The 15757-nt window shown below is 58.2% G+C and carries 9 protein-coding genes and 1 pseudogene; 8 read left to right on the top strand and 2 right to left on the bottom strand.

Annotated features, from left to right (window positions below):
• The first annotated feature begins 36 nt into the window (after nucleotides 1-36).
• From H8F22_RS00325 to H8F22_RS00300, 6 genes and pseudogenes are all read left to right on the top strand, one after another.
• Nucleotides 37-1899, top strand: a complete 1863-nt coding sequence (locus tag H8F22_RS00325) for a DUF1302 domain-containing protein (RefSeq protein ID WP_194939585.1) — start codon at nucleotides 37-39, stop codon at nucleotides 1897-1899.
• The gene (locus H8F22_RS00320; protein ID WP_027923344.1) at nucleotides 1899-3245 is read left to right on the top strand and encodes a DUF1329 domain-containing protein; all 1347 of its coding nucleotides are present in this window, start codon (nucleotides 1899-1901) and stop codon (nucleotides 3243-3245) included. The genes H8F22_RS00325 and H8F22_RS00320 overlap by 1 nt, the downstream gene beginning before the upstream one ends.
• 1181 nt (nucleotides 3246-4426) lie before the next feature.
• A pseudogene (locus tag H8F22_RS33010) lies at nucleotides 4427-5251 on the top strand (methyl-accepting chemotaxis protein); the annotation flags it as partial.
• 251 nt (nucleotides 5252-5502) lie between these two features.
• Nucleotides 5503-7179 (top strand): sensor domain-containing protein, encoded by a 1677-nt coding sequence (locus H8F22_RS00310; protein WP_194939584.1) that lies wholly within the window; start codon nucleotides 5503-5505, stop codon nucleotides 7177-7179.
• A gap of 209 nt (nucleotides 7180-7388) precedes the next feature.
• The gene (locus tag H8F22_RS00305; protein WP_027923347.1) at nucleotides 7389-8669 is read left to right on the top strand and encodes an HAAAP family serine/threonine permease; all 1281 of its coding nucleotides are present in this window, start codon (nucleotides 7389-7391) and stop codon (nucleotides 8667-8669) included.
• Nucleotides 8670-8763: 94 nt separating this feature from the next.
• Entirely contained in the window at nucleotides 8764-10416 is a 1653-nt protein-coding gene (locus H8F22_RS00300) for a SulP family inorganic anion transporter (RefSeq protein ID WP_194939583.1), read from the top strand.
• Nucleotides 10417-10509: 93 nt separating this feature from the next.
• Here H8F22_RS00300 and acnB read toward each other — a convergent pair whose 3' ends face one another.
• Nucleotides 10510-13110 carry a bifunctional aconitate hydratase 2/2-methylisocitrate dehydratase gene (acnB, locus tag H8F22_RS00295; protein WP_027923349.1) on the bottom strand — a complete coding sequence of 867 codons (2601 nt, stop codon included), beginning with the start codon at nucleotides 13108-13110 and terminating at the stop codon, nucleotides 10510-10512.
• Between the two features lie 407 nt (nucleotides 13111-13517).
• On the opposite strand from acnB, the gene H8F22_RS00290 reads away from it, so the two are divergent.
• The gene (locus H8F22_RS00290) at nucleotides 13518-13988 is read left to right on the top strand and encodes a DUF1289 domain-containing protein (RefSeq protein ID WP_027923350.1); all 471 of its coding nucleotides are present in this window, start codon (nucleotides 13518-13520) and stop codon (nucleotides 13986-13988) included.
• 119 nt (nucleotides 13989-14107) lie between these two features.
• Here H8F22_RS00290 and H8F22_RS00285 read toward each other — a convergent pair whose 3' ends face one another.
• The gene (locus H8F22_RS00285; protein WP_194939582.1) at nucleotides 14108-14968 is read right to left on the bottom strand and encodes a universal stress protein; all 861 of its coding nucleotides are present in this window, start codon (nucleotides 14966-14968) and stop codon (nucleotides 14108-14110) included.
• A gap of 162 nt (nucleotides 14969-15130) precedes the next feature.
• Here H8F22_RS00285 and miaE point away from each other — a divergent pair, with 162 nt between their 5' ends.
• The gene (gene miaE, locus H8F22_RS00280; RefSeq protein WP_194939581.1) at nucleotides 15131-15739 is read left to right on the top strand and encodes a tRNA-(ms[2]io[6]A)-hydroxylase; all 609 of its coding nucleotides are present in this window, start codon (nucleotides 15131-15133) and stop codon (nucleotides 15737-15739) included.
• The last annotated feature ends 18 nt before the right edge of the window (nucleotides 15740-15757 follow it).

Here is a 15757-nt window from a genome sequence, read left to right as displayed (position 1 = left end):
TCATCGCCAATAAAAAAATAACAGGTGAGTCAACACATGAAGCATGTCTCAACCATCCGTAGTGCACGCCGTCAAACACCGATTCTTTACCCGCATCTGCTTGCTTTGGGGGTCGCAGTTGGCTGTCAGTCCGCCCATGCCACCACCTGGCAGGTCAACGACGACTGGGGGCTGACCACCAACACAACGCTCAGTCTGGGGACAAGTTGGGCGCTGCAGAATGCCGACAAATTTCAAATGACGGCTGCCGACGCAGCCAGCATCGGGAAAACCGGCACTGGCGTTAACTACAACGCCGACAACGGCAAGCTCAACTTCAACAAGGGCGACACCATTTCAACGGTGTTCAAGGGGCTGACCGATTTTGATTTGAACGATGGCTCGCAGGGGGCGTTCGTTCGCTTCAAATACTGGTATGACCACGCTCTGGAAACCGGAAATGGCGACTTCGAGAAGTTCAATGACTCCGGCTGGCAGGACCTGGCCCGATTCCAAGGGTTCGAAGTGCTGGATGCGTATGTCTGGAAGGACTTCAACGTGGCCGACCACTCGTTGAACGTCAAAGTCGGCAATCAAGTGTTGAGTTGGGGCGAAGCGCTGTTCATCCAGAACGGTGTGAACGTGATCAACCCCCTGGATGTCTCGGCCTTCAACCGGCCGGGGGTTGAACTCAAGGAAGGGCAGTTGCCCGTCGAAATGGTCAGCTTCAACTTTGACCTGAGCAACTCAGTCAGCCTGGAAGGGTTCTGGCAGTACAACTTCCGTCCTTCTGTATACGATGGCTGCGGCACGTTCTTCAGCATTGCCGACAACCTGCAGGAAGGTTGCCAGAACAATTACATGATCGCCGGTGGCACCGGTACCACTGCTCAAAGCCTGCAGGACTTCAATCCCGCCGCAGGAGCGGCCAACGCACAGCGCGAACGTTACCTGCAACGCACCTCAACAGACTACCCGAGCGACACTGGCCAGTACGGATTGGCCATGCATTACACCATCGAGTCGCTGCACGACGCCGACCTTGGGTTGTACTACATCAACTACCACAGCCGTACACCGCAGCTTCAGGGGGTTATTGCTCGCCAGGCGCCTGTCGGGGCTAACGTCAACATCAATACCGGCGATTACTCGAACGTTTACCCGGAAGACATCAGGCTGTTCGGCGCGAGCCTGAGCGGCGTCATTGGCACCACCGCCACCTTTGGCGAGCTGAGCTATCGCCCCAACATGCCGCTGGCCTTCAACGGCGCAGACTTCGTCGGGCTGCTGGCCGGTTCCGGGACCACACCGATCATGCCTTTGACCCCAGCCCAATTGGCGGCGGCCCGTGGCTCTGAGGTCGAGGGTTACGCACGCAAACCAATCTGGCAATTCAGCCTCGGTGCGGTTGATACGGTATCCAACGTGATGGGCGCCAATCGTCTGTCGCTGGCCGGCGAAATGGGTTTCAACTGGATTGAAAACATCGACGGCGATCGTTTCGGTCGTGCCGGAGGATTCGGTCGCACCTTGCCTGCCACAGGTGTTGCAACGTCTTGTGTCGGCGCTGGGGCAGGGGGCATGAGCGCGGCCCAGGTAGCGCAAATGAACGCCGATTTCTGTAACACCGACGGCATCTACACCGATTTTTCCTGGGGCTATCGCCTGCGTGCGGGCCTTTCCTACGAGCAATTGTTGCCGGCCACCGTCATCACGCCGGCCATCAACTGGCGACACGACGTCGAGGGCTACGGGCCCAACTTCCAGGAAGGTCAACAGGCGCTCGGCCTGACACTGACCTTCGACTATCGCAACGATTACTCGTTGGAGTTCGCTTACAACGAATTCCTCGGTACCAACAAATTTTCCACGATCGATGATCGCGATTTTGCCTCGGTGAACCTCAAGGTGAGCTTCTAATGAAAAACTTCACAAAAACATTACCTCTCGTCATGGCAATGATGGTTGCCTGCACCATGGCGCAGGCCAAGCAGGACGACCCTGGTTTAATTGGCTCGAAACTGACACCCATGGGTTCCGAGAAAGCCGCCAATGCCGACGGCAGTATTCCCGCCTGGACTGGAGGCATCGCCGCCAACGCCGCCATCGTCAGTTCGAACGGTGATTACGCCGATCCATTCGCGGGCGAAAAACCGCTCTATACCGTGACCAAGGACAATGTCAGTCAGTACAAGAACGTTCTGACGCCAGGCCAGGTGGCTATGTTCGGGCGCTTTCCCGACTACCGCATGCCGGTGTATCCCACTCATCGTACCGCCAACCTGCCCAAGACCGATCAGGATGAAGCGAAGGCGAACCTGGGTAAAGTCGAGCTGGCCGACGGCGGCTATGGTCTGAAAAATTACAGTTTCGGCGTTCCTTTTGCCGAGCCCACAGAGCCACTGGAAGTGCTCTGGAACCACCTGACCCGTTACCGTGGTGGTTCCTTCGTACGTGAGATCGCCTCGGCAACCGTTCAGGATCAAGGGCAATCCACGGTCGTGACGTACAATCAGGTCGCCGCTTTTCGCGACCGGATCAAGGACCTTGATCCGCAGGAAAACCTGCTGTTTTTCTATCGTGCCCAAACCCTGACGCCTTCCCGTTACGCTGGCGAAGTCACCTTGATTCACGAACCGATGAACCAGGTGACTGAAGCGCGTGCGGCCTGGCAATACCTGCCGGGGCAACGTCGCGTGCGGCGGGCGCCGACCGTCTCCTATGACAGCAGCGCGCGCTATAGCTTTGGCCAGATCACCAGTGACGGCACCGATGGCTTCAACGGTGCGCCGGACCGATATGACTGGAAACTGATCGGCAAACAGGAACTGCTGGTGGGATACAACGCCTACAAACTCAATAGCAAAACCTTGAAATACGCTGACCTGCTCAAGCCCGGTCACCTGAACACGGATCCGTTGCGCTACGAAAAGCACCGCGTGTGGGTAATCGAGGCGACGCTCAAGCCTGACGCGCGCCATGTCTATGGCAAGCGCCGCTTCTATATCGATGAAGACTCCTGGCAGATCCTCGCTTCGGACATGTATGACAGTCGCGGTGAGCTGTGGCGTCTGTTCGAGGCGCACTACGCGATGCTGTACGACGTACAAGTGCCGACCACTGTTGCCGAGACCACCTACGACCTGATTTCGGGCCGCTACGGCGTTTCGCAGATGACCAATGAGGTCAACCAGAAGGTCGCCTATGGCGCGCCGATGGTCAAAGCCGATTTCACGCCGGCGGAAATCAGACGTCTGGGCAAGTGAAAAAACAGCGGGCTTACCCAGGTGAGCCCGCTGTTTTCGATCGCCTGTCGGTAGCGATCCCCGCATCGGGGAGGCAAGTCACTCGGGAGCCGAACAGCAACAGGTGCACGGGCCATGACCACAACCTGATTGGCCTTCCTTCCCAAACCCGAATAACTGCGCTCAGTACCATCCCCGGATCCTTCCTCCGGCACGGCGCCGCGCGCCTTTGCGATTGCTGCTTTATAGACATAAGAATCTACAAACCAGGAACAGTAGAAATGAAAGTAGCCAACACTTCGAGAGCGATTCAGTACGCGCTGGTTGCGATAGTCGCGACGTTCTCAGGTCTGCTGTACACCTTTGTGGCGCTCAAACAGGCGGCCCAGGAGGCACGCGAGATCAGCGAGAGGCGTTACCAGTCTTACTTGCTCGCCGATGAGTTGCGCCAGAGTTCCGATGATTTGACGCGTCTGGGCCGCACCTATGTGGTGACGACGAACCCGGAATACGAGCGCGAATATCTGAAGATTCTGGATATTCGCAATGGCAAGGCACCCCGCCCGAAGGAGTATCACCGCATCTACTGGGATTTTGTCGCCGCGGGTAACGAAACGCCTCGCCCTGACGGCGAGGCTGTGGCCTTGGAAACGCTGATGAAACAGGACGGCTTTACGGACAGGGAGTTTGCCAAGCTCAAGGAAGCGCAGGCCAATTCCGACAGCCTGGTACAACTCGAAGTCAAAGCCATGAACGCGGTCAAAGGCAAGTTTGTCGATGCCCAGGGTCAGTACACGGTCAATGGCGAGCCTGATCTCGCACTGGCGCGCAAGCTGGTGCACAGCGAGCAATACCATGCCTTCAAAGCCCAGATCATGAAGCCGGTGGACGAATTCTTCGAGTTGATGGAGCAACGTACTTCGCAGGAAGTACTGCTGGCAAACAACGCGCTGAGCTTTGCACAGAACCTGTTCGTCACCATTTTGCTGATGTTGATCGGTGAGATTGGCCTGCTGGTCTATCTGGGGCGCAAGCAGATCCTTCAACAATTGGGCGGTGCACCGGCCGAGCTCGATCGGGTCCTGAATGAAATTGCCGGCGGCAATCTGGGCGTGTCGATTCCCCAAGCGCCCGATAAAAGTGCCTTGGGTAGCGTACGGGTAATGACCAATACGTTGCGAGCACTGATTGGAGCGATCACTCAAACCAGCGAGCAGTTGCGGGTTGCGGTGGTCCAGGTGGCCCAGGTGGTTGAAGACACCGCCGTGCGGGCATCTCAACAGCATGAAATGACTGATCTGGTGGCCACTGCGGTACATGAGATGGGCCTGACCGTTCAAGAAATTGCCCGCAATGCCAGTGGTGCGGCCGAAGCTTCTCAAGTGGCAAAAGACGAAGCCCATCAGGCGAGCGGTATCGTCGGTGAGTCTACGGTACACATCGAACGCATGGCCGAGGAAATCGGCATAGCGGACCATTCCGTGGGGGAACTGGCCGATCACGTGTTGTCCATCGATCAGGTGCTGGCGGTGATTCGCGGCATTTCGCAACAGACTAACTTGCTGGCGTTGAATGCGGCTATCGAAGCGGCACGAGCCGGTGAGTCGGGCAGGGGATTTGCGGTGGTGGCGGATGAAGTCCGGACATTGGCGGGGCGCACCCAGAATTCGACGGATGAAATCCAGCACATGATTCAGGGGCTCAAGCTGGGGGCGGAAACCGCCGTCAACTCGATGCGAGCCGGCCAGGCGGCGACGCAAACAGGCGTACAGGCCAGCCAGCGGACCAATCAGTCGCTGGAGGCCATCGCGTCGCAGATTGAGCGGATCAGCGATATGAACAGCCAAGTGGCCACTGCGACGGAAGAGCAGTCATCGGTCACAGAGGAAATCAATCGTAATGTCCAAGGGATTGCCGACCTGGCCCATTCCACATCCAGTGACTCCCATCGTTGCCAGCAGGATTGCCAGACATTGCGACGAGTGTGCGATGAGCTGACGCTACAGATTGGCAATTTCCGTTTGTAGTCGGCAGCTACGGATCAATAGCCCCCAGACGGTATATGCCCGGAAGACTTCCTGGCTGTATCGGGGATTTTAAGGGGTAGCAGGCCAGAGCATTGCCGTGATTAAACAATCGCATTCTCTCGAAGCAGATTTGTGAACGTTTGTATTTTCTTTATGACGCGATTACCTGAAGGTCACATTCGATGATAGGGGATAAAAACAGTGCCTCGGCCGGCAGGACAGATGACTCCCCAATAGTCCTGGACTTGTCCATGTTCGACGCCATTACCGATGCGTCGCCCAATACAGTTCTGGTCATCGATGAGCGCGGCATCATCCAGGCCGTAAGCCGTTCTTCATTGCAGAACTTCAACTTTGCTCAGATGGAGTTGCTGGGGCAGAACATCTCCCTATTGATACCCGAGGCGTACAACAAAAACCAACCCGGTTACCTGGAGTCTTTTCGCAATGTCGGTGAACACCGGAACATGGGCGGCGGGCGTGAAGTGGTCGGGCAGCGCAAGGATGCTTCCTATTTCCCCATGCAATTTAACGTCAATGAGTTCCGATTGGGCGAACAACGTGCCTTCGTCGGCGTTTGCTACGACATCAGCGAGCACCATCGACTCAATAAACGCATTACCCAATTGGCTACTTATGATGATCTGACCGGTTGTATCAATCGCCGTCAATTTGTGGAGATGCTGGAAAAAGCCTTGCTCAGTTGTCAGCAGGCGGAGGGTCGACTGGGGTTGCTTTTTATTGATCTGGACGGTTTCAAACATATCAACGACAGCTATGGCCACGGTGTTGGTGATCGACTGCTCAGAAAGGTAGCCGAACGTTTGCGCGTTGCTCTCAGGGGCACTGACATGCTCGGGCGGGTGGGGGGGGACGAGTTCGTGGCGTTCCTTATGCTCAACGAAGACGACAAGGCCGATCTCATTGCAGAGCGCCTGATCGAAAGCCTCAAAGAACCGTTCAGCATCGATGGCATTCCGTTATTGGCGTCAGCCAGTATCGGAATCAGCATGTTTCCGGAGCATGGCAGCTCGGCTGATAAGTTGATAAACGCCGCAGATATCGCCATGTATCGGGGTAAGGCGGATGGCGGAAGCGGAGTCTGTGTGTTCAGCCAGGAAATGCGCGAGGAGAACGAGCGTAGCTATCGCCTTGTCTCTTGCTTGCGTGATGCGCTTGAACTGGGGCAACTCGAGCTTCACTACCAATTGCAGTTCGATACGCGGACGTATCGGCCTTCGGGTATGGAGGCGTTGTTACGCTGGCGCAATGGAGATGAACTGGTAATGCCTGACCAGTTCATCTCCATTGCCCTGAAGTATCGTCTGATGCCGGCTATTACTCGCTGGGTCATCAACCAGGCCTGCATTGACAACGCCTGGCTTATCGAGCTGGGAGTACTGGACGTGCCGGTAGCGGTGAATGTCTGTGTTGACTCTTTTGTGGATGAGAACTTTGCCCAAATGGTTGAGCAAATTATCAAGGATACCGGACTACCCTCCGGGAGATTGGTACTGGAAGTTACTGAAGATGTGGCGATGAAAGGGGCGGAGCAGGTGATGCGCAATTCGTTGGCATTACGGAGTGCGGGCATTCATCTGGCCATGGATGACTTTGGGACCGGTTACTCTTCACTGGGACGTCTGCGGAGTTTGCAGTTTCATAAATTGAAGATTGATCGCTCATTTATTGCAATGCTGCCCGGCAGCACGGCCGAACAGGAAATTGTCCGTGCCACGCTCAGCATTGCACGTGCATTAGGCATGGAGGCAATCGCTGAAGGCATTGAAACTCAGGCTCAGTTGGCTTTTCTGCAGGCCGAAGGCTGTAACGAAGGGCAGGGATATTGGTTTGCCAAGCCGATGCCTCTGGAAGCACTCATTACATGGCTCGAGGTAGGGGGCCCAAAGTTTCGAGAGGTACTCTAAATTCAAAAAATAATGAAAACCTACGGCAGCCCTGCTCCTGCGTAACACCCTGAACACTGATCCACACAACCATTCTTCAGCTAAGTCTTTGCTTCTGTTGATTAATCCCGGACAATCGCGCCCCTGTTTCGGCCAGGGCGCTGCCTGTCGGGTTTTTCCGACTCGTCCTGGCCGGGTAGCAACTGACCGGAATGCGGAGATCCCACCGGATGAATGATCAGGCCAATAGCGTCGACAAACGCTATGTAGCGGCGGCACCAGCGACTCTTTCGAGCTGGAATCGTCATGACACCACCTGGATGCTGGGCCTGTTTGGCACGGCCATCGGGGCCGGCACGCTGTTTCTGCCGATCAATGCGGGGCTGGGCGGCTTCTGGCCGTTGCTGGTCCTGGCGGTGCTGGCGTTCCCCATGACTTTCTACGCGCACCGTGGCCTGACCCGCTTCGTGCTGTCCGGACGCGAAGGCGCGGACATCACCGAAGTGGTGGAAGAACACTTTGGCATCAAGGCCGGTGCGCTGATCACCTTGCTGTATTTCTTTGCGATCTTCCCGATCCTGCTGATCTACAGCGTGGCACTGACCAACACCGTGGGCAGTTTCCTTGAGCATCAACTGCACATCATGCCGCCCCCGCGCGCGGTGTTGTCGTTCGTGCTGATTCTCGGTCTGCTGGCGGTGGTGCGTTGCGGCGAACAGGCGATCGTCAAGGCCATGAGCCTGATGGTGTATCCGTTCATCGTTGCACTGCTGTTTTTGGCGGTGTTCCTGATCCCGCACTGGAACGGCGGCATTCTGTCCACCGCCAGCACGCTGCCTGAACCGTCGGCGCTGCTGCACACCTTGTGGCTGGCGATTCCGGTGATGGTGTTCTCGTTCAACCACTCGCCGATCATCTCGGCGTTTGCGGTCGACCAGAAGCGTCGTTACGGCGAACACGCCGAAGAGCGCAGCTCGCAGATCCTGTCCCGCGCCCACCTGTTGATGGTGGTGATGGTGCTGTTCTTCGTCTTCAGTTGCGTGCTGACCCTGTCGCCAGCACAACTGGCCGAAGCCAAGGCGCAGAACCTGTCGATCCTGTCGTACCTGGCCAACCACTTCAGCAACCCGACCATCGCCTTCGCGGCGCCGTTGATTGCCTTCGTGGCCATCTCCAAGTCGTTCCTGGGCCACTACATCGGTGCCAGCGAAGGTCTTAAAGGCCTGATCGTCAAAAGCGGCAAGCGCCCGGCACCGAAGACGCTGGACCGCATGACCGCTGCGTTCATGCTGGTGGTGTGCTGGATCGTTGCCACGCTCAACCCGAGCATTCTCGGGATGATTGAAACCCTCGGTGGCCCGGTCATCGCATCGATTCTGTTCCTGATGCCGATGTACGCGATCCGCAAGGTGCCGGCGATGGCGCGTTATCGCGGGCAGGCGTCCAATGTCTTCGTGACGGCGGTGGGCCTGGTGGCGATTACAGCGTTGATCTACTCGCTGACCGCGTGATCGTTCGGCCTGCTCGCGCAGCGCCGGATTGACAGCTACAGTGGCCGCTGCGCGTATTGCGCGCAGCGGTTTTTTTTCGCCTGGAGACACCGGATTGCCCAGCGCCTCACCCCAAAATTTCACTGAACAACCCAATCGCTGGCAGGACCTGCTGGCCGGGTTGTCGATTGCCGGCCTGTTGTTGCCGGAAGCGGTCGCGTATTCAAGTATTGCCGCCGTGGCGCCGCAGGCCGGGGTGATCGCCTTGTTTGCCGGTTTGCTGTGTTACGGGCTGTTCGGCACCAGCCGTTTCGCCATTGTCTCGGCGACATCGTCGTCGGCAGCGGTATTGGCTGCCGCCACCGCGACGCTGGCCAACGGCGATCCGCAACTGCGCTCTGCCCTGGCCATCGGCCTGGTGCTGGTGACTGGCGCGTTCTTCCTGCTGGCCGGGTTGTTCAAGCTGGGCAGCGTGACTTCGTTCATCGCAAAACCGGTGCTGCGCGGCTTTGCCTTTGGCCTGGCGCTGACCATCATTCTCAAGCAAGTCGCCAGTGTGGTCGGGGTGCCCCTGACCAACGGCATTCTGGTGCACTTTCTGCCGCAATTGCTGGAGCAACTGCCGCAATGGAATTGGGTGGCGGCGGGTGTCGCCGCCGTGGCGTTGGCCTTGCTGGTGCTGTGTGCAAGGTTCCGGCGCTTGCCGGGCGGCTTGCTGGTGGTGGTGATCGGCATTGCGGCGAGTCAATGGCTGAACCTGCCGGCGTATGGCGTGAAGCTGATCGGCGTGATCGATCTGAGCCTGGAGGTACCGAAGCTGCCAGAGTTGCCTTTCACTGACTGGTTGCGCCTGGGTGAATTGGCCTTTGCCATGGTGATGATCCTGTACGCGGAGTCTTACGGCTCGATCAGCGCCTACGCGCTCAAGCACGGCGACCGGATCTCGTCGAATCGCGATTTGCTGGCACTGGGGGCGTCCAACCTGTTGTCCGGGTTGTTTCATGGCATGCCGGCGGGGGCAGGGTACTCGGCAACGTCGGCCAATGAAGCGGCCGGCGCCACGTCGCGATTGGCGGGTGGCGTGGCGGCGCTGGTGGTGTTGCTCATCGTTTTGACCGTGTTGCCCTACATCGCCCTGACCCCGGAGCCGATTCTCGCCGCCATCGTCATCCATGCTCTGGCGCGAGGCTTGAGCCTGCAACCGCTGGGACGCTATTTCATCTGGCGACGCGATCGGTTGCTGGTCATTTGCGCGGTGGCCGCCGTGCTGGTGCTGGGTGTGCTGGACGGGTTGCTGCTGTCGGTGGCGATCAGCGTGGTGTTGATGCTCAAGCAAATGTCGGCAGCGGACATTCAGATCCTCGGGCGCATTGATGGCGGTCACGACTTTGTCGACCTGCACCTTCATCCGACGGCGCAAACAGTGCCAGGGGTTTTGATCGTCCGGCCGGGGGAGGCGTTGTTCTTTGCCAACGTCGAGCGGATTCTGGGCAGCACGTTGCACTTGATCCGTCATTCGCAGACGCCGATTCATTCGGTGGTTCTCAGCCTGGAGGAGTCGCCGGACCTGGATGGCACCAGTATTGAGGCATTGCAGGAATTTTTTGTGCGGGTGCGGGGGGAAGGGAAGCAGCTGGTGCTCGCCCGGCTCAAGGATTCGGCGCAGGCCGCATTGGCGGCGTTGCCGGAAGTGCAGGATACACAGGTGATCCTCAGCGGTTTGAGCGTGGATGGCGCGGTGCAACAAGCCCTCAGGACCAGCGCATAACCCTTGTAGGAGTGTGTAAGGGCATAGCCATCGCAGGCATAAAAAAACGCCGCTCATCTCACGATGGGCGGCGTTTTCTATTGCGTTGCAGCGTTAGGCTTGAACGACCGGAATGTTGGCGTTCGCAGCAGCTTCACGGAACTCGGCGATCTGGTCGAAGGACAGGTAGCGGTAGACATCAGCCGCCATGCTGTCGATCTTGCCAGCGTATTCCATGTACTCCTCGACGGTCGGCAGGCGACCCAGGATGGAAGCCACGGACGCCAGCTCAGCCGAAGCCAGGTAGACGTTCGCGCCGTCACCCAGACGGTTCGGGAAGTTACGGGTCGACGTCGACACCACAGTCGAATTCGGTTCTACGCGAGCCTGGTTACCCATGCACAGCGAGCAGCCCGGCATTTCCATGCGTGCGCCGGCCTTGCCGTAGATGCCGTAGTAGCCTTCTTCGGTCAGCTGGTGAGCGTCCATTTTGGTCGGTGGCGACAGCCACAGACGGGTAGGAAGCTGACCCTTGACCTGATCCAGCAGCTTACCGGCCGCGCGGAAGTGACCGATGTTGGTCATGCACGAACCGATGAACACTTCGTCGATCTTCTCGCCAGCAACGCTGGACAGCAGACGGGCGTCGTCCGGATCGTTTGGCGCGCAGAGCACAGGCTCTTTGATGTCGGCCAGGTCGATTTCGATGATTTCAGCGTATTCGGCGTCAGCATCGGCCACCATCAACTCAGGGTTGGCGATCCAGGCTTCCATCGCTTGAGCACGGCGTTCCAGAGTCCGTGCATCGCCGTAGCCTTCGCCGATCATCCAGCGCAGCAGGGTGATGTTGGAGCTCAGGTACTCGGTGATCGACTCTTTCGACAGCTTGATGGTGCAACCGGCAGCCGAACGTTCGGCCGAGGCGTCGGACAGCTCGAAAGCCTGTTCGATGCTCAGGTTGTCCAGGCCTTCGATTTCCAGGATGCGACCGGAGAAAGCGTTCTTCTTGCCTTTCTTCTCAACGGTCAACAGGCCAGCCTGAATCGCGAAGTAAGGAATGGCGTGAACCAGGTCACGCAGGGTGACGCCCGGTTGCATCTTGCCTTTGAAGCGCACCAGGATCGATTCCGGCATGTCCAGCGGCATAACGCCAGTGGCTGCGGCAAACGCCACCAGGCCGGAACCGGCCGGGAACGAAATGCCCATCGGGAAACGGGTGTGCGAGTCACCACCGGTACCGACGGTGTCCGGCAGCAGCATACGGTTCAGCCAGCTGTGGATGATGCCGTCGCCCGGACGCAGGGAAACGCCGCCGCGGGTCATGATGAAGTCTGGCAGGGTGTGGTGGGTGGTCACGTCGATCGGCTTAGGGTAAGCCGCGGTGTGGCAGAAGGACTGCATCACCAGGTCAGCGGAGAAGCCCAGGCACGCCAGGTCTTTCAGTTCGTCACGGGTCATTGGACCGGTGGTGTCCTGGGAGCCGACGGTGGTCATCTTCGGTTCGCAGTAGGTGCCAGGACGCACACCGGCTACGCCGCACGCCTTGCCGACCATTTTCTGCGCCAGGGTGAAGCCCTTGGTGCTTTCGATCGGGGCATCCGGTTTCTTGAACAGGTCGAACGCTGGCAGACCCAGTTCGGCGCGAGCCTTGTCGGTCAGGCCACGGCCGATGATCAGCGGAATACGACCGCCGGCACGGACTTCGTCCAACAGCACCGGGGTCTTCATTTCGAAGGTGGTGATGACTTCGTCGGTACCGTGCTTGCAGACTTTGCCTGCGTGCGGGTACAGGTCGATCACGTCGCCCATGTTGATGTTGGTCACATCAAATTCGATCGGCAGGGCGCCGGCATCTTCCATGGTGTTGTAGAAGATCGGAGCAATTTTGCTGCCGAAGCAGAAACCGCCAGCGCGCTTGTTCGGTACGTAAGGAACGTCGTCGCCGAAGAACCACAGCACCGAGTTGGTCGCGGATTTACGCGACGAACCGGTACCCACTACGTCACCGACGTAGGCGATCGGGAAGCCGCTGTTGCGCATTTCTTCGATCTGCTTCATCGGGCCGATGGAGCCTTGTACGTCGGGAACGATGCCGTCGCGGGCCATTTTCAGCATGGCCAGGGCGTGCAGCGGGATGTCCGGGCGGGACCAGGCGTCCGGAGCAGGGGACAGGTCGTCGGTGTTGGTTTCGCCGGTGACCTTGAACACGCGCAGGCTGATCTTGTCGGCCAGTACCGGGCGGTTTTTGAACCACTCGCCGTCAGCCCAGGATTGCAGCACGCCTTGTGCGTGAACGTTACCGTTCTTGGCGCGTTCAGCGACGTCGTGGAAGGCGTCGAACATCAGCAGGGTGTGCTTGAGTTCTTTGGCAGCCACTGGCGCCAGTTCGGCGTCGTCCAGCAGGTTGACCAGGGTCACGATGTTGTAGCCGCCCTGCATGGTGCCGAGCAGTTCTACAGCGCGCTTCTTGTCGATCAGGGGGGATTTGGCTTCGCCTTTGGCGAGGGCAGACAGGAAGCCGGCCTTGACATAGGCTGCTTCGTCCACGCCAGGTGGAACGCGATTGGTGATCAGGTCAACGAGGAAAGCTTCTTCGCCAGCCGGAGGATTCTTCAGCAGCTCGATCAGGCCTGCAGTTTGTTCGGCGTTAAGCGGCTGGGGAACGATACCCAGTGCTGCACGCTCTTCGATATGTTTGCGGTAGGCTTCAAGCACAGTTATTACCCTCATCAGTGGTCCCAAATGGGTGTCCGGGACGCTCATCCCGAAATTGCCGTACTCATGCGCTGCGTGGCGTTGTGGGCCACTTAGCCAGAATTACCGACAATTCCTTACAGAAGCTGCTTTCAAAGTTTTACGCCTGCAGAACGGGAGCTGATGAGGGTTGGCGTTGGGCTTTTCCCCGCTGGAAAAACCCTTCGCCAACACCGCTCTGAAGGAACGACTGTGCTCGTGACGCTTTGAAAACAGCTTCTAACGGACATTGGCGCCTTAAAAGGCTGGCTGATTCTACGGCAAAAAAAAATTAAAGGTAAGTTAGCCCCCGAATTTTGAGGGGTGATCAATGTTAGACAAAGGGCTAACATGCCGACCTGTTCTGCTTTCCCGTGTTTTGCCTACCTATGCCCAATCAGACCATCAAGACTCCCTGCGTCGGCCTCTGCTCCACCGTTTACGGTGACCTGGTGTGCCGCGGCTGCAAGCGTTTCCACCACGAAGTGATCAACTGGAATGGTTACAACGAGGAGGAGAAGCGCGCGGTATGGCTGCGTCTTGAGCAATTGCTGTCCCAGGTGATGGCCAGCAAGCTGGAGGTTTTCGATCCCCAGCGCCTGCGCTTGCAACTGGAGCAACGCAAGATTCGCTTCGTGCCGCATCAGTCGGAGTATTGCTGGGCGTATCAGTTGATAGCCCGTGGGGCGCGGGTGATCAATAACCTGGAGGCTTACGGGATGGTGCTGATGCCGGAGTTTCGTGACTGGAACCTGCCGGAATTGCGTGATGCCATTGATCGGGAATTCTTTTTGCTGTCTGAGGCGCATTACCAACGGTACATCGCACCGGGCTTTTTAAAAGACGCCTTCGGCGCCTGAAAGCATCGTCGGAACGCCGCCCGGACCCAGCCCGGCTCCTACAGTCAAGCTCCGGTGCCCACAAAACTCTGTGGGAGCCGGGCTTGTCCGCGATGGCGTCCGACCAGGCGCCACAGATTTCAGTGCTGAGCCAACTCGTCAAGGTGATCCTCAATCTCCTGCGGTTTGAGCACCAACACATCACTTTCCACCGAATCGAGCACCACTTCCGCCGTATTGCCGATCAACGCCCCCGACACCCCCGACCGCGCCACGGTGCCGATCACGGTCACCGCCGCCTGCAGCTTGTGCACCATGAACGGAATCAACACATCCGCCGGACCTTCCTCGATATGCAAATGCGCATCGTCGATGTCGAACTCCGCCTGGAACGCCTTGCATTGTTCGCGATAGCGCGCCTCGATGGTTTCGCTGAGTTGAAACGTCGGGTCGGCCGCCGACAGCATCGGCGATGGATGCGCGCTGATCACGTGCAGATGCGCCTTGGCCAGACTGGCGATGTCATAGCCGTAATCGATGATGGTGTTGTGCAGGTGACGGTGCTCACCGTCGGTGTTGCCCACATCAATGGCGGCCAGAATGACTTTGTCTTTCCAGGAACCGGCCGTTTTCACCAGCAGCACCGGTGTCGGGCATTTACGCAATAATTTCCAGTCGTCCGGGGTCAGCAAAGCTTTTTTCAGCGGGCTGTCCGGGTAATGCTGCTTGATCACCAGCCCGCAGCCTTCGGCTTGCTGCACGTCGATGATGGTTTGGTACAGGCTTTCGTTCCAGGCCTGTTCGGTGGTGACGCTAAAGCCGTCCGCCAACAAGGCTGCCTTGAGCACGCCCAACATAGCGCTATGGTCATGTTTGCGGTCACCGACCAGCAGGTGCAAGTGGGCCCGGGTCACTCTGGCAATCAATTTGGCCCGTTTGAGCGCCAGGCTCTCCGAGTGTTCGGGTTCGAGGACCACCAGGATGCTGCGAATGGCTTGCATGAGCGGGATCTCCATAAACGGCTAAAAAGCACGGCGTTGCACAACTATAGTTCCTGCTCGCCAACCAGGTACTTGATGCATATCAACGGTTGGCGACTGGTGGTCTGGCGGCAGGCCGGTATAATCGGCGCCCTTCGTTTTGACCATTTATCCGTGAGCCCCATGATCCTTCCCGAAATTCACGAGTTCCTCGGCTGCCGCACCCCTGACGGCTGGGTGCAGGCCGCACTGGCTGATCAGGAAACCTTGCTGATCGACCACAAGAACTGCGAATTCAAGGCCGCCAGCACCGCGCTGAGCCTGATTGCCAAGTATCACTCCCACGTCGACCTGATTAACCTGATGTCGCGCCTGGCCCGGGAAGAACTGGTGCACCACGAACAGGTCATGCGCCTGATGAAAAAGCGCAAGATCGAGCTGCGCCAGTTGTCCGCCGGGCGCTACGCCTCGGGCCTGCGCAAAGTGGTGCGCAGCCATGAGCCGGTGAAACTGGTCGATACGCTGGTGGTGGGGGCCTTCATCGAAGCCCGCAGCTGCGAACGTTTCGAGGCGCTGGTGCCGTATCTGGACGAAGAACTGGGCAAGTTCTACTTCGGCCTGCTGAAAAGCGAAGCCCGGCATTTCCAGGGTTACCTGAAGCTGGCTTACCAGTACGGCGACGCCAAGGACATCGCCCACGTGATCGACAAGGTGCGCGCGGCCGAGCAGGAACTGATCGAGTCACCGGACGTGGAATTCCGTTTCCACAGCGGTGTACCGGCTGCGGCCTGACACAACCGGAGAGGCGCT

Origin of the sequence: Pseudomonas mucoides (genome assembly GCF_015461845.1) — a bacterium.
GTDB lineage: Bacteria > Pseudomonadota > Gammaproteobacteria > Pseudomonadales > Pseudomonadaceae > Aquipseudomonas > Aquipseudomonas mucoides.
Note: the sequence above shows the minus strand (reverse complement) of the source record. Positions and strands in the feature narration are given on the sequence as shown.

Bases quoted from the DNA above. Each gene is read 5' to 3' on its own strand.
- H8F22_RS00320 (WP_027923344.1), top strand. From the start codon at position 1,899: ATGAAAAACTTCACAAAAACATTACCTCTCGTCATGGCAATGATGGTT.
- miaE (WP_194939581.1), top strand. From the start codon at position 15,131: ATGATCCTTCCCGAAATTCACGAGTTCCTCGGCTGCCGCACCCCTGAC.
- H8F22_RS00290 (WP_027923350.1), top strand. From the start codon at position 13,518: ATGCCCAATCAGACCATCAAGACTCCCTGCGTCGGCCTCTGCTCCACC.
- H8F22_RS00285 (WP_194939582.1), bottom strand. From the start codon at position 14,968: ATGCAAGCCATTCGCAGCATCCTGGTGGTCCTCGAACCCGAACACTCG.
- H8F22_RS00310 (WP_194939584.1), top strand. From the start codon at position 5,503: ATGTTCGACGCCATTACCGATGCGTCGCCCAATACAGTTCTGGTCATC.
- H8F22_RS00305 (WP_027923347.1), top strand. From the start codon at position 7,389: ATGAATGATCAGGCCAATAGCGTCGACAAACGCTATGTAGCGGCGGCA.
- H8F22_RS00325 (WP_194939585.1), top strand. From the start codon at position 37: ATGAAGCATGTCTCAACCATCCGTAGTGCACGCCGTCAAACACCGATT.